This window comes from Sporosarcina koreensis, from assembly GCF_001531445.1.
In the GTDB taxonomy this organism is placed as follows: Bacteria; Bacillota; Bacilli; order Bacillales_A; family Planococcaceae; genus Sporosarcina; species Sporosarcina koreensis_C.
This window is the reverse complement of the sequence record NZ_LQYA01000114.1, coordinates 1-243: the sequence shown is the minus strand read 5'-3', so window position 1 is coordinate 243 and position 243 is coordinate 1. Positions and strand designations below refer to the sequence as shown.

At 33.7% G+C, this 243-nt stretch carries 2 protein-coding genes; both read right to left on the bottom strand.

Annotated elements, in window-relative coordinates; all coding sequences use genetic code 11:
- On the bottom strand, positions 1 to 66 hold a 66-nt coding region (locus AWV70_RS25370; protein WP_414714838.1), incomplete at its 3' end, for a hypothetical protein.
- A gap of 33 nt (positions 67 to 99) precedes the next feature.
- On the bottom strand, positions 100 to 162 hold the full coding sequence (locus AWV70_RS25365; protein WP_013762478.1) for a tetracycline resistance efflux system leader peptide: 63 nt from the start codon (positions 160 to 162) through the stop codon (positions 100 to 102).
- Positions 163 to 243 lie beyond the last annotated feature (81 nt).

Sequence of the window (243 nt, the reverse complement as noted above, 5' to 3'; positions counted from 1 at the left end):
TAGAACGCAAAGCCAAATTAAAATTTGGTTGTGTCGTAAATTTGATTGTGAATAAGACGTATTCACATTTCGCCCTCCAATAATGATGGTAGACGCAGTTTATAGGGCTAATGATACGTTTCCCTCTTTTAATTGAACCCTGTTACATTCATTGCACTTCATAATTAATGCCTCCTAATCTTGATTGAAACATTTTACCACATACAGACTAAGTTTTAAATTCAGTTTTCATCACTTATTCCG